Below are 20,783 nucleotides of genomic sequence, written 5' to 3'. Positions count from 1 at the left end.
GCCTGTCAGCCAGCGGGAACCAGTTGCCGCGGAACAGCCCTCGGCCGCAGCAGCAGCCGGTCCCGAACACGGCGCTTGAGGGAATGCGGCTCCAGGATTTCACGGTCGCGCTCGAAGATGGCTCCGTTCAGCGAACGGTCGCGCCAGAGCGCCAGTTCCGCGCCCCACCGCGCGGCGACGCCGGGATCGAGGCCGTCCGGCCGTCCCATATCGGTGGCCATGATGCCGGGCATCCAGGTGGTGATCACGATATCGGGGAACCGATCGGAAAAATCGGCGACCAGGGCCTTCGTGAGGATGCGCGCGGCGCCTTTGGAAACGCTGTAGGCGGAACTGGCAGGCTGCGGCGCCAGATCGGCGAAACTTCCCACATTCACGATGCGCCCGGCACCGGAGCGCGTCATCGTGGCAAGCGCTGCGCGGGTGCACGCGACCACGCCGCCGAGGTTGACCGCGACCGTTTCCATGAAGCTTTCCGGCGTTTCCTCCATGAAATCGCGATGGGGATAGACCGCCGCGTTGTTGACGAGGATCGTGACATTGCCGATCGTTCGCTGGATGTCGGTGAAGGCGCGTTGGACCGCCGCGCCGTCGCCGACGTCGACGAGCCTTGGAACGAACAGCCCTTCGGCGGCGCGTCCCGCGGTGTCGTCAAGTCCGGCCTTGCGGCGAGCGAAGCCGACGACGCGCACGCCGCGCCTGGTCAGTTCGACGGCGAGGGCCTGTCCCAGTCCCGCGCCCGCCCCGGTAACCACCGCGACGTCGCCGCTTGCACCCGCATTGGAATTGCTCAACAGCATCGGGCACTCCATCGAAGGATCACTTGAGAGTTTTTCATCCGCCAGTTCCGCCGCCAGCTTGTCCCCCACCCTCAGGGCGTTCGCCGCGATCGTGAGGCTGGGATTGATCCCCATCGAGGTCGGCATGAAGGATGCATCGACGACATAGAGGTTGCGCACGTCATGCGCGCGGCAATCGCGATCGAGAACGCTGGTGCGGGGATCGTTGCCGAAGCGGAGCGTGCCGCAGCAATGCGCGAAATTCAGTTCCGGCTGGAACGAGAGGAACATCGAGCGCTGCCCACGCAGCTTGCGCTTGACCATTTTCCGGTAGGCCCGCCGCCGTTCCGTCAGCTCGCTCGAGATCCGATATTCGAAATGCAGGCGGCCGGGGTCCTCCGCATCGAGCATCACCCGATTGTGCTCGTAGGGGAAATCCTCGATGATTCCGACGAAGACCTTCGCGCGGCCGAAGAAGCGCGCCGCGAGAAAGGCGGGGATGCGAAGGAAGGGCCGGATCGCCTTCAGCCGGCGCAGGGCCGACCTGTCGAAGATGTTCTTCAGGTAATGCGTGATCTCGCCGTAGGAGGCATCCACGCCCATGGCCTGGAAGGAACCGAACCTGCGGTTTCCGGCATAGTAGAAGTCACGCATGGCGATCGAGCGCGTCGGCCCCTCCGACAGCGCATCGCGCTTGGGCCAGATCGCCACCATCTCGGAAAGGTGGAACATCAGGTTGCGCCCGACGAGGCCGCTGCTGTTGGCGCACCCCTGCGGCCAGGCCTCGGACTTCGAGGCCAGCAGCAGCCGGGGTGACCCGAGCGCGCCCGCCGCCAGCACATATCGCCTCGCGCGCAACGTGAGGACCTCCCCGCCGCGCTGCGCCACCAGATGGGAGACGCTGTCCTTCTCCCCGTGGATGACCTTGATTTCGCAATCGTCGAGAAGAGCGGCATTCGCCTGCCGCAGGGCCGGCTCGACGCCGGCGGAACGGCCGTCCATCTTGCAGGACCTTGGGCACTTGTAGCCGAAGCACATCGTGCAGCCGGGCACGAACCGCACCCCGAGGTGAATGTGATAGGGATGCAACCCTATCTTCTCGAACGTGTCCCGCATGGCGCTGTCCGCATGCGGAAGGGCCGGCGCCGGAAGCAGGCTCGAACCAGGCTCCCCCGACAGCGGATCGGCGCTTCCGCAGACCTGGTACATCCGCTCCGTTCTTTCGAAATAGGGCAGAAAGGCGTCGTAGCTCTCCGGCCAGCCGCCGCTTGGATGCGAACGGCCCTCCACATGGTCGATGTCGTGCCGTTCCGGCCGCTCCAGCGTTGCCGCATAGAAGGCCGACGAGCCACCGACGCCGGCGCCCAACGGTCCGTAGAACAGCGATGCGCGCCCGTCGATCACGGCATGCAGGGGCTTCGGCCAGTAGCCGCGCACATGGCGCGCATGCTCGTCGTCGACGTCGCTCCTCAGGGATTGCTGCTCCGCCCGCGGGCCGAAGGGCCCCTTCTCCACCATCAGGACGGACAAGCCCTTTTCGGCAAGGCAGCGTGCGATCGTACCCCCGCCGATGCCCGTTCCTATAACGATGACGTCCCAGAGTTTCTCGACGACATCGGGATTCATCATTGCACCCTTGCCTGCGCAGTCATCCGCCTGGCGTCATCCATGACCGGATCGAACAGATGCCGGAGATCAAGCGCGGCTGAATTGGTGATGTGATTGTTGTCGAAGTAATAGGACCGGCCGTTGTGAAGCACCGAGCAGGTATCGGCGGCGCAAAGCCCGTTCCAGGAAGACAGCCACACGATCCTGTGCTCGGCGGCCAGCTCGTGGAACGGCTTTTCCGAGAGCGCCGTGCGGCGTACCAGATCGGGCCTGGAGACGGCAAATCGCGCCGCGGTCTCCGCCTGGGCGGCACTGCCGGAATGAACGAGCCGGCGCGCCACTTCGCGGGAATCGTAGAACGGCACCTCCGGCACCTGTTGCAGCACGAGGACCTCGAAGCGCTGCGACAGTTCCCCGATCGTCGCAAGCACCGCCTTCTCGAAAAGCGCCGGCTGCGGAAGGTCCTCGCCGGCCGTTCCCTCCGCCGGCGACAGGCGGATCGTGTTGGCACTGTCGCGCCCGACCCCCTTGCCCTCGGCATAATATGCCCAGCGGCCGATCAGCAGCACTCTTTCGATGCCTGGAAGCTCCGCGAACGCCTCGCGGATACGGGCATTCGCCCGCGTGCAATCCGCGTCCTGGCTGCGGGTGGCGGCGCTTTCCTCCTTGCGGATGTCGAACAGCGGCGGGCATCCCGCCCGCCAGATGATCAGGCCCGCGCTGCCCGTCTCGTCCGCCAGCCGCGCCAGCCCTTCCTTGAAGGCCCGGACATGGGAATCTCCCCAGACCACGAAGGTCGGCGGCTTGTCGGGGCCGATCGGGCAGACTTCCACCCCCTCGAACGCCCCTGACGCAGGCACGCTGCAGCGGCTCCAATCCTGCAGGAAGTCGGCGGAGGCATCGATATGCATGCGCACCGGGGTCGCGAAACGCTCCGCCATCCCGTCACGGACATAGGCCGTGCCCCCGAGGGCGAGCAGCACGGCGGAGGAGGCGGCCGCGCCGGCGAAAATCCCGGCCGGCTTCCTGAACCGCATTTCCCGGAACGGCCGCTCGACGAAGCGCCAGGACAGCCAGGAGAGGCCCACGACCGCCGCAAACAGCGTGGTGACATGGAGCGGCCCGGCGATGGCCGCATCGAGGTAGTATTCCGAGAGCGTCAGGGCAGGCCAGTGCCACAGGTAAAGCGAATAGGATATCAAGCCGAAGAACACGGCGGGCGGTGACGACAGCAGGCGGTTGACCGCGTTGTCGCCGCGTCCGCCCCATATGACCAGCACGGTGCCGGCGACCGGAAGAACCGCCTGGGAGCCGGGGAACGCCGATCCGGGGACGACGAACACCACCGCTCCGCAAATCGCCGCAAGACCTGCCCAGGAAAGGACGGGCGAGGTCGCCTGGTCCTCTCCCCGCCCGTACATGTGGATCGCCAGCAGGACCCCGGCCAGCAGCTCCCAGATGCGGAACGGCAGGAGATAGAAGGTCGCGACGTTCGAGATCGGGGTGACGAGAACGCACATGGCAAGCGAGATCGCGAAGACGGCGCCCAAAGCCGCCACAAGCAGCCTGCGGCGCCGCCGCAGCAGGAGCATCAGCACCGGCAGGAGGATGTAGAATTGCTCCTCGAGCGACAGCGACCACGTATGCAGGAGGATCTTGCTCTCGGCCGCGGCGTCGAAATAGCCCGCGTCGCGAAAGAACTGCACATTGGACAGATAGGCCACGGAGGCGATGAGGTCCTTTCCGAATTCACGGAACTCGAAAGGCAGCAGGATCATGTAGCCGACGAGCCCGCTGACCGCGGCCATCGCGACATAGGCGGGCGCGATCCTGAGGATCCGGCGGACATAGAACGTCTTCAGCGAGATCGTACGCCGCACGCAGACATCTCTCCAGAGAATTCCCCCGATCAGGAAGCCGGAGATGACGAAGAAGATGTCGACACCGACAAAGCCGCCGCCAAATCCCGGCAGGCGGAAGTGGTAGAAGACCACCGAAAGCACCGCGATCGCCCGCAGTCCGTCGATCTCCCGGCGATGCCCGGCATTGCGGCCGCCATGCGCCTGCACGCCTGCCCGCACGGACGGCGGGGGCGCCGCGTCATGCGCGGATTGTCGTCGGGAGGCAAGCAGATCGAACAGGCTCATTGCGTTCACCCGGCACGAAAGAATACGCCCACGCGAGCGCGTCTGAGGGGGAAATGAAATGGCAACAGGGCGGTAATCGTCAAGAATTCGATCGGAGTAGACTTGCAGGCCTTGGATGGTGGAAAAGTCGTCCTGCATAAGCCTTTAGGATAGGCCGGGACAAATCGGGGCGCCGTGTCCGCCGCCCCGGCGACGGTTGGACGGGCGACCGGGGCACGCTCGCCACGATGCACGACGGCCCTTCCTACTGAATCAGCTCCCTCAGGTAGTTTCCGTAATCGCTTTTGCCGTACCGCCCCGCCTGTTTTTCGAACTCGCAGATGGAGATGAAGCCCTGGCCGAGGGCAACCTCCTCCGGGCAGGCGATCTTGAAGCCCTGGCGCTTTTCGAGCGTGCGCACGAACTCGCCCGCTTCGAGCAGGCTTTCCGGCGTACCCGTGTCCAGCCAGGCATAGCCGCGCCCCATGATGGAGACCTTCAACTGGCCGCGTTCGAGATAGGCGCGGTTGACATCGGTGATCTCGTATTCGCCGCGCGCGGAAGGCTTCAGGTTGGCGGCGATCTCGATCACGCGGGGATCGTAGAAATAAAGCCCCGCGACGGCCCAGTTCGACTTGGGCACGGAAGGCTTTTCCTCGATGGAAAGCGCGTTCATGGCCTTGTCGAACTCGACGACGCCGTAGCGCTCCGGATCGACGACATGATAGGCGAAGACGGTGCCGCCGGTAGCATTGCCCTGCGCATCGGCCATGAGCTGGGGAAGCCCATGGCCGAAGAAGATGTTGTCTCCGAGGATCAGGCAACAATGCGACCCGTCGATGAAATCCGCGCCGATCACGAAGGCCTGCGCCAGCCCTTCCGGCCGGGGCTGGATGGCATAGGTCAGACTGAGGCCCCACTGCGAGCCGTCGCCCAGCAGCGTCTGGAAGTGCGGCATGTCGTGCGGGGTCGATATGATGAGGATTTCGCGGATCCCCGCCAGCATCAACGTCGTCAGGGGGTAGTAGATCATCGGCTTGTCGTAGACCGGCAGGATCTGCTTGCTGATCGCGATCGTCATCGGATGCAGCCGCGTGCCGTTGCCGCCGGCGAGAATGATGCCTTTCATTGCCGTTCTCCCATCCCAATACAAGACGCGGTTAGAGGAGTGCTTCGCCCGAGAAGTATGTCCACCACCTTCCGGGTCGATATTCGCCAGTCCGGCAGCACGATGCCGTGGACCTGCCGGAGCTTTTCGCCGGAAAGCCTGGAATTGGCGGGCCGCCTGGCGACCGAGGGATACTGGTCCGAAGCGATCGGCATCACCTCGACGGGAGGACGTCCATAGGCCTCTGCCGCATGCAGGACTTCCCGCGCGAATTCCGCCCAGCTCGCCTCGCCGCTTCCCGTCAGATGGAAGATGCCGCGATATTTCTCATCCCGATCCGCGGCCATTCGCCGGGCGGCGCGGATCAGCGCGCGGGCGATCTCTTCCGCCGATGTCGGGCATCCCCGCTGGTCGGCAACCACGGAAAGCCTCTCCTTGCTCTCGCCCAGCCGGAGCATGCTGCGAACGAAGTTCGTCCCATGGGGGGAATAGACCCAGGCGGTGCGGAAGATCGCGTGGTCGGCATTGGCCGCCGCGACGCGGCGCTCGCCATCCAGCTTGGAAGCGCCATAGACGGAAACCGGCCGCGTCGGGTCGCTCTCCACGTAACGGCCGGCCTTTGTTCCGTCATAGACGTAGTCCGTCGAAAGATGGAGGATCGGCACGCCGCAACGCACGGCGGCTTCCGCCACGGCGCCCGCCCCTGCCCCGTTGATCGCGAAGGCGAGGTCCCGTTCCGTCTCGGCCTTGTCGACCGCGGTATAGGCGGCTGCCGAGACGATCGCGTCCGGGCGGACGGCGGACAATGCGGACAGGACCGTCTCCGGGTGGAGAAGATCGAGCTCCGGCCGGCCGATCGCGACGATGTCGACGCCCATGGACGGGCCGACCGCCGCAAGGCAGCGCGCGACCTGTCCCTTACTGCCCGTGACCGCGATCCGCATCGGCCTCACGCCTGCTTTTCCAGCGAGCCGAGGCGCTCGCCGGCATAGACCTTGTCGCGCAAGGGTCGCCACCACCATTCGTTGTCGAGATACCAGGCGACGGTCTTTTCTATGCCCGTCTCGAATGTCTCCCTTGCTTTCCAGCCAAGCTCGCTCTCAAGGCGCGTCGCGTCGATGGCATAGCGGGCATCGTGGCCCGGCCGGTCGCCGACATGGTGGATCAGCCGCGCATGCGAAGCCGTGCCGGGCCGCATCCTGTCCATGATCGCGCAGATGCGCTTGACGACATCGATGTTGCGCCGCTCGTTGCGGCCGCCGACATTGTATTTCTCGCCGGGCCGCCCCCTTTCGGCGATGAGGTGGAGCGCGCGGGCATGGTCTTCGACGTGAAGCCAGTCCCGGATGTTCGTGCCCTTGCCATAGACGGGCAGCGGGCGTCCTTCGAGCGCATTGAGGATGACGAGCGGTATGAGCTTTTCGGGAAAATGGTAGGGTCCATAATTGTTCGAACAGTTGGAGACGATGACGGGCAGGCCATAGGTGCGATACCAGGCGATGGCCAGATGGTCGCTTGCAGCCTTCGAGGCCGAGTAGGGCGACGACGGATCATAGGGCGTGCCCTCGTGGAACAGGCCCCAGTCGCCGAGAGAGCCGTAGACCTCGTCCGTGGAGACATGCAGAAAGCGGAAGTCGCTTTTCGCTGAGCCCGAAAGACCGTCCCAATAGCGCCGGGCGGCCTCCAGCAGCGTGAACGTGCCCACGACATTGGTCTTTATGAACGCGTCCGCGCCGGTGATCGAGCGATCCACATGGCTTTCTGCGGCCAGATGCATCACGCGGTCGGGCCGGAAGCTGGCGAAAGCCTCGGCCATCGCATCAGCAGCACAGATGTCCGCCCGCACGAAACGGTAGTTGGGCGCGTTCTCGATGGCCCTCAACGAGGCGAGATTGCCGGCATAGGTCAGCTTGTCGACATTGAGCACCTCGGCCCCGGCATCGCGCACGAGATGGCGCACGAGAGCCGATCCGATGAAGCCGGCGCCGCCGGTGACGAGAATACGCATCGTCAAGTCCTCTCCACATACAGGGAAAAGCGATCGGAAGGTGCAATCTCCGCCAGCGGCGGCTGCTTCCTGTCCTTTTCGGAAAGAATGGCGTCGTCGGCACCGACCGGCCAGGCGATGCCGATCCCGGGGTCGTTCCAGAGCAATCCACGATCGTGCCCGGCGCTATAGGGCGCGGTGACCTTGTAGTGGACGATCGAATCCGGCTCGAGCGTCGCAAAACCATGGGCAAAGCCGACAGGGATCCACAGCTGAGCGCCGCTCCGGCCCGAAAGCTCGGTCCCTACCCAGCGGCCGTAGGTCGGGGAACCCGCCCGCAAATCCACCGCGACGTCGAAGACCGCGCCGGTGATGCAGCGCACCAGCTTGCCCTGCGCGAAGGGAGGCAACTGGTAATGCAGTCCCCGCACCGTGCCCTTCGCCGCCGAAAGCGACTGGTTGTCCTGCACGAAGCCGACGTCCTCGACCTGGCTGCGGAACCAGGCATCCTTGAACACCTCGGAAAAATAGCCCCTGTCGTCACCGTACCTCGGCGGTACGATCTTCACGACGTCTGCGATGGCAAGGCGTTCCAGTTGCATCATGGCCCCCCGATATTTCTATCATCAAAGGCCGCCGCGCCTATTCGCGCCAAAAGTTCATGGTTTTACAAATATTGGCCGATGCCCCGGCCGCCATCTAGTACAAAAGAAGTAGAGATCGCTTCGAAGGATTAGGAGGGATTAGCCCCAATTTAGTAGCAATAAATGCAGAAAAACAGCATCGGGGACTGAATTTATCTCGCGGGATGAACGTTCTTCCTGACATGCCATTGTTCAAAATGACACACAACGCATTGATCATAAGCACTCTGCTTGAAAGCAGCCCGCTTGGAAAGACCGTCTATGGAAGTCCGCGTAAACAGCCGCCGCACATGCCGCCAGACCGGCTGCCCGACAGGCACCGCAATTGCCCATCAAATTGATGAAACGCAATTATTCAATAAAAACATGATGATACCTGAAATATAACCCGGACTTGCTTCGCATGGAGTTCCTTAAAGTATAATTAGAATTATCGATACCCGGAATGAGCATTCACCTTTGCAACTAACTGGGGAAGCCAAATTGTACGAAAGAGCTATACAGACGAATTTATTTACGTTAAATTAGGGATAACTTCTTTACGAGACGTGCAGTCATCGTGTGTTTTCCTGTGCCGGGGGGCTTATGGGGAAAACGTGGAAGCCAAATAGCTAGATCGAGCCTAAATCACATCGAAGGAAGAATATCGAATCATGTGTCTTGACATGGAGTATCGTAGTCATGGCGTCAGCACAGATACACACAGGCATCGCAAATCATTCCGCTCATAAGTTCTCTGATATACAGGCGATCAACGGAAAGCAGATTCCGGCAGGGTTTTCGCTGCTGGAGAAATCCATAATGGTGTTGGATAGAAGGGCCTTGAACGGGCAGTGTCTGGCAAGATGCCTGGCATCGCAGAAGGCCGAGATGGAATTCATCGCCGTCACGTCGGCAGAGCACTGGAAGTCGCTGGCGGACGATGCCCCTCCGCTCGTGGCGATCCTGCTCAACATCGGAGGCGAGAGCGCCGACGATCCGTCCGTGGCCGAATGCGTCAGGGCTCTCTCGATGGAATTCGACGTGCCCGTCATCCTGCTGGCGGATTCCGTGGACCTCCTGCAGATCATGAAGGCGCTCGAATTCGGGGCGAAGGGCTATATCCCATCGTCGGTGACGATCGATGTCTGCATCGAGGCAATAGCATTGTCGCTTGCGGGCGGCGTGTTCCTGCCGGCCAGCAGCGTGCTTGCGATGCGCCAGGTGCTTGAAAGCGAAGTCTCGGTGGAACGCCCGCTCGACAGCATGTTCACAGCGCGGCAGATCGAGGTCGTAAACGCATTGCGCCGCGGCAAGGCCAACAAGATCATCGCCTACGAGCTCAATCTTCGTGAAAGCACGGTCAAGGTGCATATCAGGAACATCATGAAGAAGATGAAGGCGACCAACCGGACGGAAGTGGCCTACAAACTCAACGAGCTGTTCCCGCTCGACTCCTGAACGACGGTGTCCCGGCTTTTCGGGGCACCACCAGATTCCGATATTTTCACCGGCGCGTCTCGCCAATGAGCCGGATCAGGGTATCGGCCCCTGTCGCCGCGCTGAAGTCGGCGACGACGCGCGCACGGCCGGCCTGCCCGAGGGTTCGCGCCCGTGCGGGATCCGTCAGTAATTCCGTGATGGCCCCGGCCAGGGCCTCTGGCGTTTTCGGCTGCACCAGCAATCCATGCTTGCCGTTTGCGATCAGTTCCGGCACCCCTCCCGCGGCCGTGCTGATCGTCGGCACCTCGCAGGACATCGCCTCCATCAGGGCGACCCCGAGCGGCTCGTGCCAGCTTGCCAGCACGAAGACATGCGCATCCAGCAACTGCCGGCGCACCTCGCCTTCCGAAACCGCGCCCAGCAATGTGACCGACCCTTCCAGGCCAAGGTCGGCGATCCGCGTCTCCAGCACCTTGCGATAGCCCGAACCGCCATTGTCGTCCTCCCCGGCAATGTTCAAGCGGACATCCCGGCCCTGCGCGCGCAGCAGGCGAACGGCCTCCATCAGGTCCTGGTGGCCCTTCACCACGTTGAGGCGCGCGCAGGAGAATATGCGCACCGGCTGCCCCGCAGGCGGCGGCTGCCAGGGCTCGGGACGCGAAAACCGCTCGGTATCCACCCCCATCGCCTGTACGGCAATGCGCGGCGGCAGATGACCGGCGAGCGCGACCTCCACCTCCCTGCGCAGCTTCTCGGTGATGACGGTCGCAAAGCCGGCATGGCGCCATTTGTAAGGCTGCCCCGGACCATAGTCTTCGAGCGGACCGTGGAGGGTCAGCGAATAGCGCGGGCCGCCCATGCGGTGGGCCAACGCCGCGATCAGGGCGGCGCGTCCGCAGGAATGAGCGTGGACGTGATCGATGCGCTCGCGGATCGCCACGTCGACCAGCCGGCGGGCCGCCACGATCGAGACAGCCAGGTCGCGCACCATGGCGGCGGGCTGCCCGCTCCCGGCGCGCCACAATTCGGCCGGCGACAATCGACGCAGCGCATCCGCCGCAAGGCGCGGATCGCGGCTGGCGAGATAGGTCGTGCTGCGCGTCGCCTCGTCCGACCAGTCATGCGAGATCAGGCCCGGCGGAGGCGGGCGGGTCGATAGCATCACGAGCTCGACGCCGCGTTCGCGCAGGGCCAGCATTTCGCGCCAGAAAAAGATATGCGTCTGTCCGGGAAACTGCGGAACGAGATAGCCTAGACGCAAAGGGGCAGCCATAAAAAACCTTGTCTTGGTGAGGGGTTTTCAAAAACAGGCGGGCATGTCCAGACAGCAAGATTGGCCACAGACCGCACCGTTTGGCAACCTCCCTCGCAAGGACACGCCGGTTTTGCCGAAGCGACACACCCATGGCCACCCGCAGGGCCGCCGAATGGCGGACGGGCGTTCGAGCATATCCGCTCCGGACCGCCTTAACGGCTTGCCGGCGCGCGCCCGTAGAGAAGCGGCATGAGAACGATCACCACGCCGTAGATGATCTGGCGGCCGGCTTCCGGCATCTGCATGACGGAGAGGATCGATTGCAGCAGCGTGATGAGGATGACGCCGGCGACGGTCCCCATATACGAGCCGCGCCCCCCCGAGAATGGAAGTCCCGCCGAGCACGACGGCGGCGGTGGCCGGCAGCAGGTAGGCGTCGCCCATGGACTGCGCGGCCTTCGAGGCATAGCCGGCGAGGAGGACCCCGCCGAAGGCGGAAAGCCCGCCCGACACCGCGAACGCGATCATGACGATGCGGCGCGTGTCGATCCCGGAGAGATAGGCCGCGGCGGCGCAGGCCATCATGGCGCCCGCCGTTTCCGATCAAGCGCATCAAGATCGATCGCGGCTTCGTCTCCCGCATGTGCGGCGGGCAGGACACCTGCACCATCGTCCGCGCGATCATCGGGCTTGCCATGCGCTCGGCATGACCGTGGTGGCCGAAGGCATCGAAACGACTTGCCAACTGGAGCAGTTGCAGGCTCTCGGCTGCGATTTCGGCAGGGATACCTGCTTTCGCCGCCGCTTGCCCCAAGCCAGCTTGCCGCATGCTTTCCTTCCGGATCGGATTTTACGCTGCCGGCGAACGTCCTGATGTCATGACGTCCCCACACCGGCGATGAGGCCGGAAGCCATTTTTCAAGGCAGGCGGCAACGCCGCCGTAAACCGCCAGCTCATCCTTCCGCCGATACCCTGCTTTCGGCAAGGCCGAGGGCTGCGCGAAGCCTCGCTTCGCTCTGCTCGGCGAACCGTGCGGCGCAAAGGCGGCCGCGCGCTTCATCCCGTGGCGGCAACGGGCCGGAAAGCCGTTCGGCGACGCCCTCCGCCGTTGCGGCGACATGCAGGAGGTTTTCGCAGACGCACAGGCGATGGGCGAGCGATCCCTGGCGGACGACGACCGGGATCCCGAGCTGTGCGGCGCGGCCGAGAATGCCGGAGGCATGATCGCCGGTTCGTGGATAATGACACCACACCGCATCGCTCGCGGCATAGGCGCCGAGCAGCTCGGCATCCGAGACGACCCGGTCGACCGTGACGCCGCCCGCCTCGCGCAGCACCTCGGCATGTTCGGCCGCGGCCGCCGCGACCTTGCCGCAAGCGATGAACTGATAGCGCAGGCGCAGCCGCCCGGATCGGGCATAGACGTCGGCGAAGAGATCGAACCCCTTCTGCACGCTCTGTCCGCCGATCGCCGTCAGCACCGCCCGGTCGCCCGGCCGCCGCGTATCGCGAAGGAGGTTCACGGCGGTGCGCTCCTCCTCCGTCAGGTCCCAAAGCTGGAAATCATGGATCCAGCCGTCGGCGATCGACGAGAAGGCCGGGAAGACGCTGAAGGGAAGGACGGTGAGGGTCTGGACGAGGCGATGGCGTTTCAGCCGCTTGAGCACCGCCCGCTTCCAGCGGTGCGGCCAGCGCGCTGACGCTGTGAGCGGCATGGGCCGGAGCAGCAGCCCGGTCGTGCGGCGACCGGTCAGCGCGCGCAGCAGGCCGGTCAGGACATAGAGGAGGAATGTTTCCTCGGCGGCCAGAAAGAGCACGGGCGCACGCGAAAGGAAAAGGTCGCGAAGCCGGGCACGGCGGGCACCGAACAGGCGCGCGACCGTACGGAAATAGGCGGCACGCCGGCCGGTCTCGCTCCGGGCGTAGACGAGCGGCGCATCCGGCGCGCCGGGCCCTCGCCCCGTCCGTGCCCATAGCCGCCGGGACGGACGGGAAATCTCCGCTGCGGGGTTCTCCGACAGGAAATCCGAACGCAAGGACGCATTCGACTTCGCCGGCAGCTCCAAGCTCGCCTGCATGGCCTCTCCTCGAAAATCGTCGCAGATTCCCTGCCGAAGCCATCGTGCTCCGAAGGGATTGAACAGCGGCCAGATGTCCTGTGCCGCGTCGCCCGGCAATTTCCCGGACAAAGGCGAACCTTGCCAGAAAACGCAACCATGTCGTTTATATCCAGACCTTAACTTGTCGTTAACAAATTTCAAGCGGAATTCTACAACCTGGACGAAACATCGGCGTGCATCGGAGCAGCCGGACAATCCGCCCTCGCTTGCCGCGGAGGGCCGGAACGTCCATAAAGGCCGCGACCGATAGAACGCTTCCAGAGAGCAGGATGAACCTCAAGGAATTTGCCGCCCGCATCGGCCTCTCCCCGACGACGGTCAGCCGGGCGATGAGCGGGTATCCGGAGGTGAGGCCCGAGACGCGGGCCCGCGTGCTGGAAGCCGCCGAGCGGCTCGGCTACCGGCCGAACAGCAGCGCGCAGCGGCTCGCCACCGGCCGGGCCGGCGCGATCGGCATCGTCTTCCAGGGCGGCGGGCGCTTCGGTCCCCATTCCAGCGAGTTCATGGGCGGGCTTTCGACGCGCCTGCAACGGGACGGCATCGACATCCTCGTCTCGACCGTCGAGACCGGCGAGGAGGAAGAGGCCGCCTACCGCCGGCTTGCCGCCAGCAAGCGGGTGGACGCGGTGATCGTGCACACGCCGGCCTGCACGGACGCACGCATCGCGCTGCTGCACACGCTCGGCCTGCCCTTCATCGTGCACGGCCGCAGCACGGCGAAGACGCCCTTCGCCTTTCTCGACATCGACAATTTCGGCGCCATCGAGACAGCGACGACGCATCTGGCCGATCTCGGCCACCGGCGCATCGCGCTCATCAACGGCGATACGGCAAGCACCTATGCGCATGATCGCGACGAGGGCTATCGCAGGACGCTCGCCGCCCGCGGGCTCCCTTTCGACCCGGCCCTTGTCGGCCAGGGCGAGTTCACGGACGAGAACGGCTTCCGGCTGATGCAGGCCTTCCTTGCCCTCTCCTCGCCGCCAACGGCCGTCATTGCCGGGTCCATGATGTCGGCGCTCGGGGCCATGCGGGCGATCCGCATCGCGGGGCTGACGGTGGGCGAGGACGTCTCCCTCATCGCCCATGACGACGTGTTTCCCTATCTCAGCCCCGAAAACCTCGTCCCGGCCGTCACCACGACGCAATCGCCGATCCGTGCGGCGGGCGAGCGGATCGGCGACATGGCGTTGCATCTGTTGCAGGGGGCGGCGCCGGAAACCTTGCAGGAGGTCTGGCCCGTCGAATTCCTTGTCCGGGGCTCGACAGGCCCTGCCCCGCCGCCTTGAGCTAGACCTTCAGCTCGCAGCGTCCCCTCTCCGTCTCGATGGCGAGATCGAGGACCTTCTGGAGTTCGGCCGCGTGGCGGAAGCCGGGTTCTATCGTCTGGCGCGCCGCAACGGCAGCCGCGAAGCGCTCGTAGTTGGTCGGCACCGTGCCGGCATCGATCTCCCGCCAGACGGCCTGCTCTACATCCTCGCCGAGGCAGCCGCGCAGCTTCGAGCCCTCGGTCGAATGGATGACCTCGAGCGCGCCCTTGTCGCCATGCATGCGCAGGCGCAGTTCGTTGAGATGGCCGGTCGCCCAGCGGCTGGCATGGATGACGCCGAGCGCGCCGTTGGCGAAATCGACCGTCATGGTGAAGCTGTCGTTCGCGTCGAGGTCATATTCGCCGATGCGGTTGTCCGGCGCCTTGTCGAAGGCCTTCAGCCGCGCGAATATGTGGTCCACGTCGCTCGCCGCGCCGTAGCTGGCGAAGTCGAGGATATGGATGCCGACGTCCCCCAGCACGCCGTTCGAGCCGTGCCGCGTGGAAAGCCGCCAGAGCCACTGGCTTTCCGTCGCCCAGTTGCCCCAGGCCTTCGAGACGAGCCAGCTTTGCAGGTAGGAGGCCTCGACATGGCGCACCCGGCCGATCGTGCCGGCCAGCACCATCTCGCGCGCCTTCTGCAGCGGCGCCACGTTGCGGTAGGTCAGGTTGACCATGGTGACGAGGCCGGAGGCTTCGGCCGCGCGCGCCATCTCGTCCGCCTTCGCATAGTTCTCCGCAAGCGGCTTTTCGCACATCACATGCTTGCCCGCCGCCAGCAGCGCCAGCGTGGTCGGGTGATGCGCGCGGTCGGGCGTCACGTTGGTCGCCGCATCGAAGCCGCCCCAGGCGATCGCCTCCTCCAGCGAGGTGAAGACGCCGGGAATGCCATGCAGGTCGGCAAAGGCCTTGACGCGCGAAGGATCGACGTCGACGGCGCCGACCAGCTCGACACCCTCGATCGCCGCGAAATGCCGGGCATGGGCATTGGCCATGCCGCCTGTTCCAAGAACGAGAAGACGCATGGCTGCCTCAGCGGTAACCGGCTTCGCCGGCTTCATGCAGTTTCGGACCGCGCTCGACGATCGGCTCCGGCGCCTTTTCCACCGGCACGTTCGGCGCGTCATGGATCGCCGCATAGGTGCCCTGCGGGTTGAAGGCCCATTTCACGCCGTTGACGAGCACCTTCTGCACGGTGGCATCGTGATAGGTGGGGTAGGTTTCATGGCCCGGGCGAAAATAGAAGATGTTGCCGGCGCCGCGGCGCCAGGTGAGGCCCGAGCGGAAGACCTCGCCGCCCGCGAACCACGAGATGAAGACCGTTTCCAGCGGCTCCGGCACGGAGAACTGCTCGCCGTACATCTCCTCGTTCTCCAGCACGAAGCTCTCGCCGAGCCCTTCGGCGATGGGGTGGCGCGGATTGACGACCCAGAGACGCTCGCGCTCGCCGGCCTCGCGCCATTTCAGCGCGCAGGGCGTGCCCATCAGGCGCTTGAAGATCTTGGAGAAATGGCCGGAGTGGAGGACGAGGAGACCCATGCCCTCCCAAACGCGCTGCGCCACGCGCTCGACCACCGCGTCGCTGACCGCGCCGTGATCCTTGTGCCCCCACCAGACCAGCACGTCCGTCTCGGCAAGGCGCGCCTCGCTGAGGCCGTGTTCCGGCTCCTGCAGGGTCGCCGTCGTGGCCTTTATGGCGGGGTCCTTGTTGAGCGCGCCGGCGATCGTGTTGTGCATGCCGTCCGGATAGATCGAGCGCACGATCTCGTTCGTCTGCTCGTGGATGTTCTCACCCCATACGATGGTGCGTATTGCCATGTGCCGTTCCTTTGAAGCCGAAAATTGAAACCGCTTTCAATTCACCGGAATCGCATAGAGGCCGGCCCGCTTCTTGGCAAGCGGGGTCCGTTCGATTCCGCCTCGCTTTCAGTGGAATGTCGATTTGGAGAAAAGGTTCAGCACGACGACGCCGGCAATGATGAGACCGAGGCCGATGACGGCGGCAAGATCGAGCTTCTGGCCGAACAGGAAATAGCCGACGAGCGAGATCAGCACGATGCCGAGTCCGCTCCAGATCGCATAGGCGATTCCAACGGGCACATAGCGAAGGCTCGAGGAAAGAAAATAGAACGCGATGGCATAGCAGACCACCATGGCAACGGTCGGCACCAGCCGCGTGAAGTGCTGCGCCGCCTGCATGGCGGAGGTGCCGAGCACCTCGAAGACGATGGCGACGACGAGGACGGCATAGACGGCGGTGAGGTTCATGACGGGTCTCCGACGCTCGCGCGCGAAAAGAGGTGGAATCAGGTGCGCGAAAGCGTCAGCAGCCGCTTGAGCATGGCGCCGCGCGTTTCGGTATCCATGGTCGGCGCGCCGAGCAGGTCGGCAAGCCAGAGGCCGTCCACCGCATAGCGCACGAGTATGGCGTCGAGCGAAGAATCGGTGCCGACATTTTCCGCGACGTGCCGCTCGATCCATTGCCGCCAGCGCTCGCGCAGGTGCGGCTCGGAGATGAGGGCGACGGTCAGCACCTTCCACTGCTCCCCGTCCGCCATGCCCTCGGGCAGGAACCAGATGGCGGCATAGGCCCGCGTGAAGCGTCCCTTCGGCTCGGGATCGTCGCGCATCCGCCCGGCAAGCGCCCGCTCGAACTTTTCCGTCAGGTCGTCGAACAGCCCGTCGAGCAGCGAGAGCTTGTTGGGGAAGTGGTGCAGCAGGCCGCCCTTGCTGACGCCCGCCGCCTGCGAGACGGCATCGAGCGTCACGCTCGCCGGTCCCTTTTCCAGGGAAAGCCGTGCCACGACATCCAGCAATTGCTGGCGGACGGTTTCGGGTTGCTTCTTGCGGTGATGGGCTTTGCTCATGCAAAAACATACCGTCCAGACGGTTTCATGTCAATCGGAGTGGCGCGGTCGAGCGCTTCGTCGCAGCCGCAAGACGGGCATTGCGTGCCGCATGGGGCAGCGGTAAGACCGGGACGAACGGGAAAAGCCATGACGGACAAGACGGAAAGCCAGGATCGGCAGGGCGAGACGATAACCCTTTACGAGGCGGTCGGCGGCGATGCCGCCGTGCGGGCGCTGACGCACCGCTTCTACGAGCTGATGGACAGCCTGCCGGAAGCCGCCCGCTGCCGCGCGATCCACCCGCCGGACCTGACCGGCAGCGAGGAAAAGCTCTACGAATACCTGACGGGCTGGCTGGGCGGACCGCCGATCTACACGCAGAAGCGCGGCCACCCCATGCTGCGCCGCCGCCATTTCGTGGCGCCGATCGGCCCGGCGGAACGGGACGAATGGCTGCTCTGCTTCGTTCGCGCGCTGGAAGAAACGGTGCCGGGCGAAGGCTTGCGCAAGATCATCCTCGAGCCCGTGACGCGGCTCGCCCACCACATGCAGAACCAGGAATGAATCCGATGTCCTTCTCGCTCCGATCGGCAAGCCTTCTCGTCGCCGGCCTCATGGGCCTTGCCGGCGTGGCAGCGGCGGCGGCCGCATCCCATGGCAGCGATCCGCGCCTGATGGCCGGTGCCTCCGCCATGTGCCTCGCCCATGCGCCGGCGCTGGTGGCCCTCCATGCCGGCTGGCGCGCCGTGCGGACGGCGCCGCTCGCCGCCCTGCTCCTGGCCCTCGGCACCGCGCTCTTTGCCGGCGACCTCGTCTTCCGCCATTTCGCGGGGCACGGCCTCTTCCCCATGTCGGCGCCGACCGGCGGCGTCATAATGATGGCGGGCTGGCTCGCGGTGGCGCTCGGCGCTTTCCTGCCGCGAGAAGCCGCCTGAGCTCAGCGCTGCGGGATGCGGCCGGAGCGCAGCAGCCTGCCGGATCGCCCAGGCAGAACTCTTCCATGCTCCACGGCCGCACCGCCCTCGGCGTGAGGCCCGGCACGCTCCGCTCTCCGAATTCGTGGTGCAGATCGGCAACGCCACGGCCGCGCAGAAAGCAGACGCCCGCGCAGTGTGCCGGGTTAAAGGTCAACCGGAAATGCAGCTCCATGCCGGTCGGCGGACGATAAGATCGTCCCCCGTCTCACAGGCCAGTTCGGCAGGACCGAGGAACCGGCTGCGCACGTCTTTCGCCTACCCGATGTCGAGCGACCGCAGGACGGGCTGAATTATCGACGCGGTCGGTATCGACCGCCGCGCTCACGCGCCGACGACGGCGGTGAACCCTTCGAACTTCGGCGGGCCGAGATAGATGCCCCGGTTGTCGCCGGCGCTCTTGTGGGCCTGGCGGAAGTTTTCGGACTGGGTCCAGGCGACGAAATCGTCCTTGCTCGCCCAGATCGTGTGGGAGGCGAAGAGCGTATAGCCCTCCTCGGCGTTCGTATCGCCGCGCAGCAGGTGGAAGGACTTGAAGCCGGGCATTTCGGCAAGGCTCGAATCCCGCCCCTTCCAGATGTTCTCAAAGGCTTCCTCATGGCCGACGGCGATGCGGAAGCGGTTCATGGCGACGAACATGCAGGACCTCTCAGTCAGAACGAATCCCGCCGCGCACGGCGCGGCACGGGGAAGGCTACGACATTGTCGTTGCGCGCTTCAAGGGCGGATTCGCCCTCGAAGGCCGCGGCGCGGGCCGGCGGGCGGACGCTTCGCGCCGGAAATTCCGTGACATTCGCGCTTTCCAGCATGTCCGCCCGGCGCGCCAGCAGGGCATAGAGTTCCGGCACGAGGCCGTCGCCGTTCTGGGCGGCCAGCTTGTGCAGGCCGATCATCATGAAGGCCTCGGGTCTTTCGTCGCTCACTGCGTATTGTCTCCCTGGGTCATGCTCTGCAGGGCCCGCTCGAAGGAGGATTTGCTGCCGTTGCGCAGCGGCACGAAGGCCTTCTCCCACTTCTTGCAGCCCGTCTTCACGCGGATGCAGGCATCGTGGCTGATACAGTCGATGGGGCAGAAGACGCAGTCGACCGAAGGCAGGACGTTGTCGATGCGGGACACCGCCTCGCGAAGGCCGCCGTCGTGGTGGATGAGGTTGGCGCCATACGAGCTGGCGATCTGGCGCAGATGCGCCACCTGGCAGTCGCGGCCGCCGACATAGAGGAAGCTGCGTCCTTCGAGGCCGGCCTTGCTCTCGGCCTTCTCGTCGCTGTCCTGCCGCTGGCGGGCCTGCTGCTGTTGCCTGTGCTTCTCGCGCATCGCCTTCCTCTCCGCTTCGCCGGTCCGGCGCTTGACCTTGCTGACTTCCACGCTGCGGGGCGCCTGCGGCGCGCGTGGCTCCATGCGCGGGGCGGCCGGCGCAGCGGCCGTCCCTTCTTGCGTGGCCGTCGCCATCTGCTTGCGCAGCGCGGCAAGCTGGCGCTCCAGGTCCCCGATCCGCCGGTCGCGCTCGGCGATCATTGCCTTCAGGACCGATTCCATGCGGCCCGCAGTCATCGAATTCATGCAGCATCCCCTTTGGCACTCCGCGTTGGCGGAGCCTCAGTTCGGGGCAACCTACAAAACTTGATTTTCAGAGTAAAGTATAAACATGACTATCAAACTCATATTTTAGGGCAAAAAAATCCCGCCGGCTGGAGGACGGCGGGAAAGACGGTCTCAGTTGAAGACGATCGGCACGTTGAAAGGCCAGGATGCGCGCCCGGCGGCATCGGGAATCTTCGCGAAGGGCGCGGCCCGCTGCACCGAATCGACTGCCGCCTGATCGAGGGCTGCGCTGCCGGAGCTGCGCGCCACGCGAATGCTGCTGGCCTGTCCGCTGGCACCCACGACGAAGCTCACGACCACGCTGCCCTTTGCCCCACCCGAGGCGCGCCGCTTGGCGCGATTGATCTTGTTACGGACCTTGCCGGGATAATTGTCGACGGCAGCGTTGCCGGCCCTGGTCGAATTGCCGCGTTTATCGCCGCCGACGGAAGCCGTACGCACGTCGAGCGATCCGTCGATCTGGCCCTTGGTCTCGTTCTTCTTGGCGTTACCCTTCTCGCCGGCCCTGCTGGCGACCTTCTGCTTCGGCTTCTTGCGCTCGACCTTCTTGACCGGCTCTTCCTTTTTCACTTGGGGGACCGGCTTGATCACCTCTTCCGGTTCGATCTCGGGCTTGATCTCCGGGATCGGGATCGCCGCGATCTCCACCTCGGCAGAGGGAACGATCAATTCCGGCGTCTGTTCGGACACGACAGGATCGACCGGCGCGATCTCGGTCGTCTCGGGCTCAATTTCGGTGGGCTGGATCGCCGCAACCGCCTGCGGTTCGGTGATGTCGGGCTGGATCTCCTCCGGCGTGATCGCCTCTTCCGGATTGCCGGATTCGACCGCGTCGAAGGCGCTGCTGCCGAGCATCGCCACTTCAGCGACGACGCCCCCGGCGATCTGGGCCTCTTCTTCCGGCGGCGCCGGCGTCATGGAGAGAATCGCGGCCGCCCCGGCATGGGCCAGCAGGGAAAGGACACCCGCACCGATCCAGAGCCACTTGCTTCCAGCCA

Annotated in this window: 20 protein-coding genes and 1 pseudogene; 4 read left to right on the top strand and 17 right to left on the bottom strand. The window is 64.9% G+C overall.

The features are described from left to right. Positions 1-5 precede the first annotated feature (5 nt). From L0976_RS06495 to rfbC, 6 genes are all read right to left on the bottom strand, one after another. A complete protein-coding gene (locus L0976_RS06495) occupies positions 6-2,408 on the bottom strand; it encodes an SDR family NAD(P)-dependent oxidoreductase (protein WP_234186577.1) in 2,403 nt (800 codons plus the stop codon). Next, positions 2,405-4,534 (bottom strand): acyltransferase family protein, encoded by a 2,130-nt coding sequence (locus L0976_RS06490; RefSeq protein ID WP_234186576.1) that lies wholly within the window; start codon positions 4,532-4,534, stop codon positions 2,405-2,407. The genes L0976_RS06495 and L0976_RS06490 overlap by 4 nt, the downstream gene beginning before the upstream one ends. A 244-nt stretch (positions 4,535-4,778) precedes the next feature. After that, on the bottom strand, positions 4,779-5,642 hold the full coding sequence (rfbA, locus tag L0976_RS06485) for a glucose-1-phosphate thymidylyltransferase RfbA (RefSeq protein ID WP_234186575.1): 864 nt from the start codon (positions 5,640-5,642) through the stop codon (positions 4,779-4,781). After that, a complete protein-coding gene (rfbD, locus tag L0976_RS06480; RefSeq protein ID WP_234186574.1) occupies positions 5,639-6,565 on the bottom strand; it encodes a dTDP-4-dehydrorhamnose reductase in 927 nt (308 codons plus the stop codon). Before rfbD ends, rfbA begins: the two co-directional genes overlap by 4 nt. 5 nt (positions 6,566-6,570) lie before the next feature. Further along, on the bottom strand, positions 6,571-7,629 hold the full coding sequence (gene rfbB / locus L0976_RS06475; protein ID WP_234186694.1) for a dTDP-glucose 4,6-dehydratase: 1,059 nt from the start codon (positions 7,627-7,629) through the stop codon (positions 6,571-6,573). 2 nt (positions 7,630-7,631) lie between these two features. Continuing rightward, entirely contained in the window at positions 7,632-8,210 is a 579-nt protein-coding gene (gene rfbC / locus L0976_RS06470) for a dTDP-4-dehydrorhamnose 3,5-epimerase (protein WP_234186693.1), read from the bottom strand. Between the two features lie 723 nt (positions 8,211-8,933). Here rfbC and L0976_RS06465 point away from each other — a divergent pair. Continuing rightward, positions 8,934-9,692, top strand: coding sequence for a response regulator transcription factor (locus L0976_RS06465; protein ID WP_203315899.1), 759 nt, complete (start codon positions 8,934-8,936; stop codon positions 9,690-9,692). Between the two features lie 46 nt (positions 9,693-9,738). Here the strand turns inward: L0976_RS06465 and epsE are convergent, their stop codons facing one another. The 3 genes and pseudogenes from epsE to L0976_RS06450 all read right to left on the bottom strand — a co-directional run bounded on the left by epsE (position 9,739) and on the right by L0976_RS06450 (position 13,008). After that, positions 9,739-10,947: an exopolysaccharide biosynthesis GT4 family glycosyltransferase EpsE gene (gene epsE, locus L0976_RS06460; RefSeq protein ID WP_234186573.1), complete on the bottom strand. Its 1,209-nt coding sequence runs from the start codon at positions 10,945-10,947 to the stop codon at positions 9,739-9,741. Positions 10,948-11,141: 194 nt separating this feature from the next. After that, positions 11,142-11,496, bottom strand: a pseudogene (locus L0976_RS06455) (ABC transporter permease); the annotation flags it as partial. Between the two features lie 387 nt (positions 11,497-11,883). After that, on the bottom strand, positions 11,884-13,008 hold the full coding sequence (locus L0976_RS06450; protein ID WP_234186572.1) for a hypothetical protein: 1,125 nt from the start codon (positions 13,006-13,008) through the stop codon (positions 11,884-11,886). 311 nt (positions 13,009-13,319) lie between these two features. Between L0976_RS06450 and L0976_RS06445 the strand changes: the two genes are divergently transcribed. Continuing rightward, positions 13,320-14,339, top strand: a complete 1,020-nt coding sequence (locus L0976_RS06445; protein WP_234186571.1) for a LacI family DNA-binding transcriptional regulator — start codon at positions 13,320-13,322, stop codon at positions 14,337-14,339. 1 nt (position 14,340) lies between these two features. Here L0976_RS06445 and L0976_RS06440 read toward each other — a convergent pair whose 3' ends face one another. The 4 genes from L0976_RS06440 to L0976_RS06425 form a co-directional block, all read right to left on the bottom strand. Continuing rightward, positions 14,341-15,384 carry a Gfo/Idh/MocA family protein gene (locus L0976_RS06440; protein ID WP_234186570.1) on the bottom strand — a complete coding sequence of 348 codons (1,044 nt, stop codon included), beginning with the start codon at positions 15,382-15,384 and terminating at the stop codon, positions 14,341-14,343. A gap of 7 nt (positions 15,385-15,391) precedes the next feature. Next, the gene (locus L0976_RS06435; RefSeq protein WP_203315904.1) at positions 15,392-16,177 is read right to left on the bottom strand and encodes a ThuA domain-containing protein; all 786 of its coding nucleotides are present in this window, start codon (positions 16,175-16,177) and stop codon (positions 15,392-15,394) included. 108 nt (positions 16,178-16,285) lie between these two features. After that, a complete protein-coding gene (locus L0976_RS06430; RefSeq protein ID WP_234186569.1) occupies positions 16,286-16,627 on the bottom strand; it encodes an SMR family transporter in 342 nt (113 codons plus the stop codon). Between the two features lie 38 nt (positions 16,628-16,665). Continuing rightward, complete coding sequence (locus L0976_RS06425) at positions 16,666-17,226, bottom strand: TetR/AcrR family transcriptional regulator (RefSeq protein ID WP_234186568.1); 561 nt, start codon at positions 17,224-17,226, stop codon at positions 16,666-16,668. 129 nt (positions 17,227-17,355) lie between these two features. Between L0976_RS06425 and L0976_RS06420 the strand changes: the two genes are divergently transcribed. Together L0976_RS06420 and L0976_RS06415 are read left to right on the top strand one after the other, a co-directional pair. After that, positions 17,356-17,772 carry a group II truncated hemoglobin gene (locus L0976_RS06420; protein WP_234186567.1) on the top strand — a complete coding sequence of 139 codons (417 nt, stop codon included), beginning with the start codon at positions 17,356-17,358 and terminating at the stop codon, positions 17,770-17,772. Positions 17,773-17,777: 5 nt separating this feature from the next. After that, complete coding sequence (locus L0976_RS06415) at positions 17,778-18,143, top strand: DUF423 domain-containing protein (RefSeq protein ID WP_203315908.1); 366 nt, start codon at positions 17,778-17,780, stop codon at positions 18,141-18,143. A 363-nt stretch (positions 18,144-18,506) separates the two neighbouring features. On the opposite strand, the gene L0976_RS06410 is transcribed toward L0976_RS06415, so the two are convergent. The 4 genes from L0976_RS06410 to L0976_RS06395 all read right to left on the bottom strand — a co-directional run bounded on the left by L0976_RS06410 (position 18,507) and on the right by L0976_RS06395 (position 20,703). Further along, positions 18,507-18,821, bottom strand: coding sequence for an antibiotic biosynthesis monooxygenase (locus tag L0976_RS06410; RefSeq protein WP_203315909.1), 315 nt, complete (start codon positions 18,819-18,821; stop codon positions 18,507-18,509). A gap of 14 nt (positions 18,822-18,835) precedes the next feature. Further along, on the bottom strand, positions 18,836-19,078 hold the full coding sequence (locus tag L0976_RS06405; RefSeq protein ID WP_255695809.1) for a hypothetical protein: 243 nt from the start codon (positions 19,076-19,078) through the stop codon (positions 18,836-18,838). 23 nt (positions 19,079-19,101) lie between these two features. Next, the gene (locus L0976_RS06400) at positions 19,102-19,497 is read right to left on the bottom strand and encodes a DUF2325 domain-containing protein (protein WP_234186692.1); all 396 of its coding nucleotides are present in this window, start codon (positions 19,495-19,497) and stop codon (positions 19,102-19,104) included. A gap of 399 nt (positions 19,498-19,896) precedes the next feature. Beyond that, the gene (locus L0976_RS06395; RefSeq protein WP_234186565.1) at positions 19,897-20,703 is read right to left on the bottom strand and encodes an energy transducer TonB; all 807 of its coding nucleotides are present in this window, start codon (positions 20,701-20,703) and stop codon (positions 19,897-19,899) included. Between the last annotated feature and the right edge of the window lie 80 nt (positions 20,704-20,783).

It is taken from the genome of Shinella sp. NM-101, assembly GCF_021401195.1.
Taxonomy (GTDB): domain Bacteria; phylum Pseudomonadota; class Alphaproteobacteria; order Rhizobiales; family Rhizobiaceae; genus Shinella.
This window is presented reverse-complemented; position numbering and strand designations above follow the sequence as displayed.

Bases quoted from the DNA above. Each gene is read 5' to 3' on its own strand.
- L0976_RS06495 (WP_234186577.1), bottom strand. From the start codon at position 2,408: ATGATGAATCCCGATGTCGTCGAGAAACTCTGGGACGTCATCGTTATA.
- L0976_RS06490 (WP_234186576.1), bottom strand. From the start codon at position 4,534: ATGAGCCTGTTCGATCTGCTTGCCTCCCGACGACAATCCGCGCATGAC.
- rfbA (WP_234186575.1), bottom strand. From the start codon at position 5,642: ATGAAAGGCATCATTCTCGCCGGCGGCAACGGCACGCGGCTGCATCCG.
- rfbD (WP_234186574.1), bottom strand. From the start codon at position 6,565: ATGCGGATCGCGGTCACGGGCAGTAAGGGACAGGTCGCGCGCTGCCTT.
- rfbB (WP_234186694.1), bottom strand. From the start codon at position 7,629: ATGCGTATTCTCGTCACCGGCGGCGCCGGCTTCATCGGATCGGCTCTC.
- rfbC (WP_234186693.1), bottom strand. From the start codon at position 8,210: ATGCAACTGGAACGCCTTGCCATCGCAGACGTCGTGAAGATCGTACCG.
- L0976_RS06465 (WP_203315899.1), top strand. From the start codon at position 8,934: ATGGCGTCAGCACAGATACACACAGGCATCGCAAATCATTCCGCTCAT.
- epsE (WP_234186573.1), bottom strand. From the start codon at position 10,947: ATGGCTGCCCCTTTGCGTCTAGGCTATCTCGTTCCGCAGTTTCCCGGA.
- L0976_RS06450 (WP_234186572.1), bottom strand. From the start codon at position 13,008: ATGCAGGCGAGCTTGGAGCTGCCGGCGAAGTCGAATGCGTCCTTGCGT.
- L0976_RS06445 (WP_234186571.1), top strand. From the start codon at position 13,320: ATGAACCTCAAGGAATTTGCCGCCCGCATCGGCCTCTCCCCGACGACG.
- L0976_RS06440 (WP_234186570.1), bottom strand. From the start codon at position 15,384: ATGCGTCTTCTCGTTCTTGGAACAGGCGGCATGGCCAATGCCCATGCC.
- L0976_RS06435 (WP_203315904.1), bottom strand. From the start codon at position 16,177: ATGGCAATACGCACCATCGTATGGGGTGAGAACATCCACGAGCAGACG.
- L0976_RS06430 (WP_234186569.1), bottom strand. From the start codon at position 16,627: ATGAACCTCACCGCCGTCTATGCCGTCCTCGTCGTCGCCATCGTCTTC.
- L0976_RS06425 (WP_234186568.1), bottom strand. From the start codon at position 17,226: ATGAGCAAAGCCCATCACCGCAAGAAGCAACCCGAAACCGTCCGCCAG.
- L0976_RS06420 (WP_234186567.1), top strand. From the start codon at position 17,356: ATGACGGACAAGACGGAAAGCCAGGATCGGCAGGGCGAGACGATAACC.
- L0976_RS06415 (WP_203315908.1), top strand. From the start codon at position 17,778: ATGTCCTTCTCGCTCCGATCGGCAAGCCTTCTCGTCGCCGGCCTCATG.
- L0976_RS06410 (WP_203315909.1), bottom strand. From the start codon at position 18,821: ATGTTCGTCGCCATGAACCGCTTCCGCATCGCCGTCGGCCATGAGGAA.
- L0976_RS06405 (WP_255695809.1), bottom strand. From the start codon at position 19,078: ATGATGATCGGCCTGCACAAGCTGGCCGCCCAGAACGGCGACGGCCTC.
- L0976_RS06400 (WP_234186692.1), bottom strand. From the start codon at position 19,497: ATGCGCGAGAAGCACAGGCAACAGCAGCAGGCCCGCCAGCGGCAGGAC.
- L0976_RS06395 (WP_234186565.1), bottom strand. From the start codon at position 20,703: ATGACGCCGGCGCCGCCGGAAGAAGAGGCCCAGATCGCCGGGGGCGTC.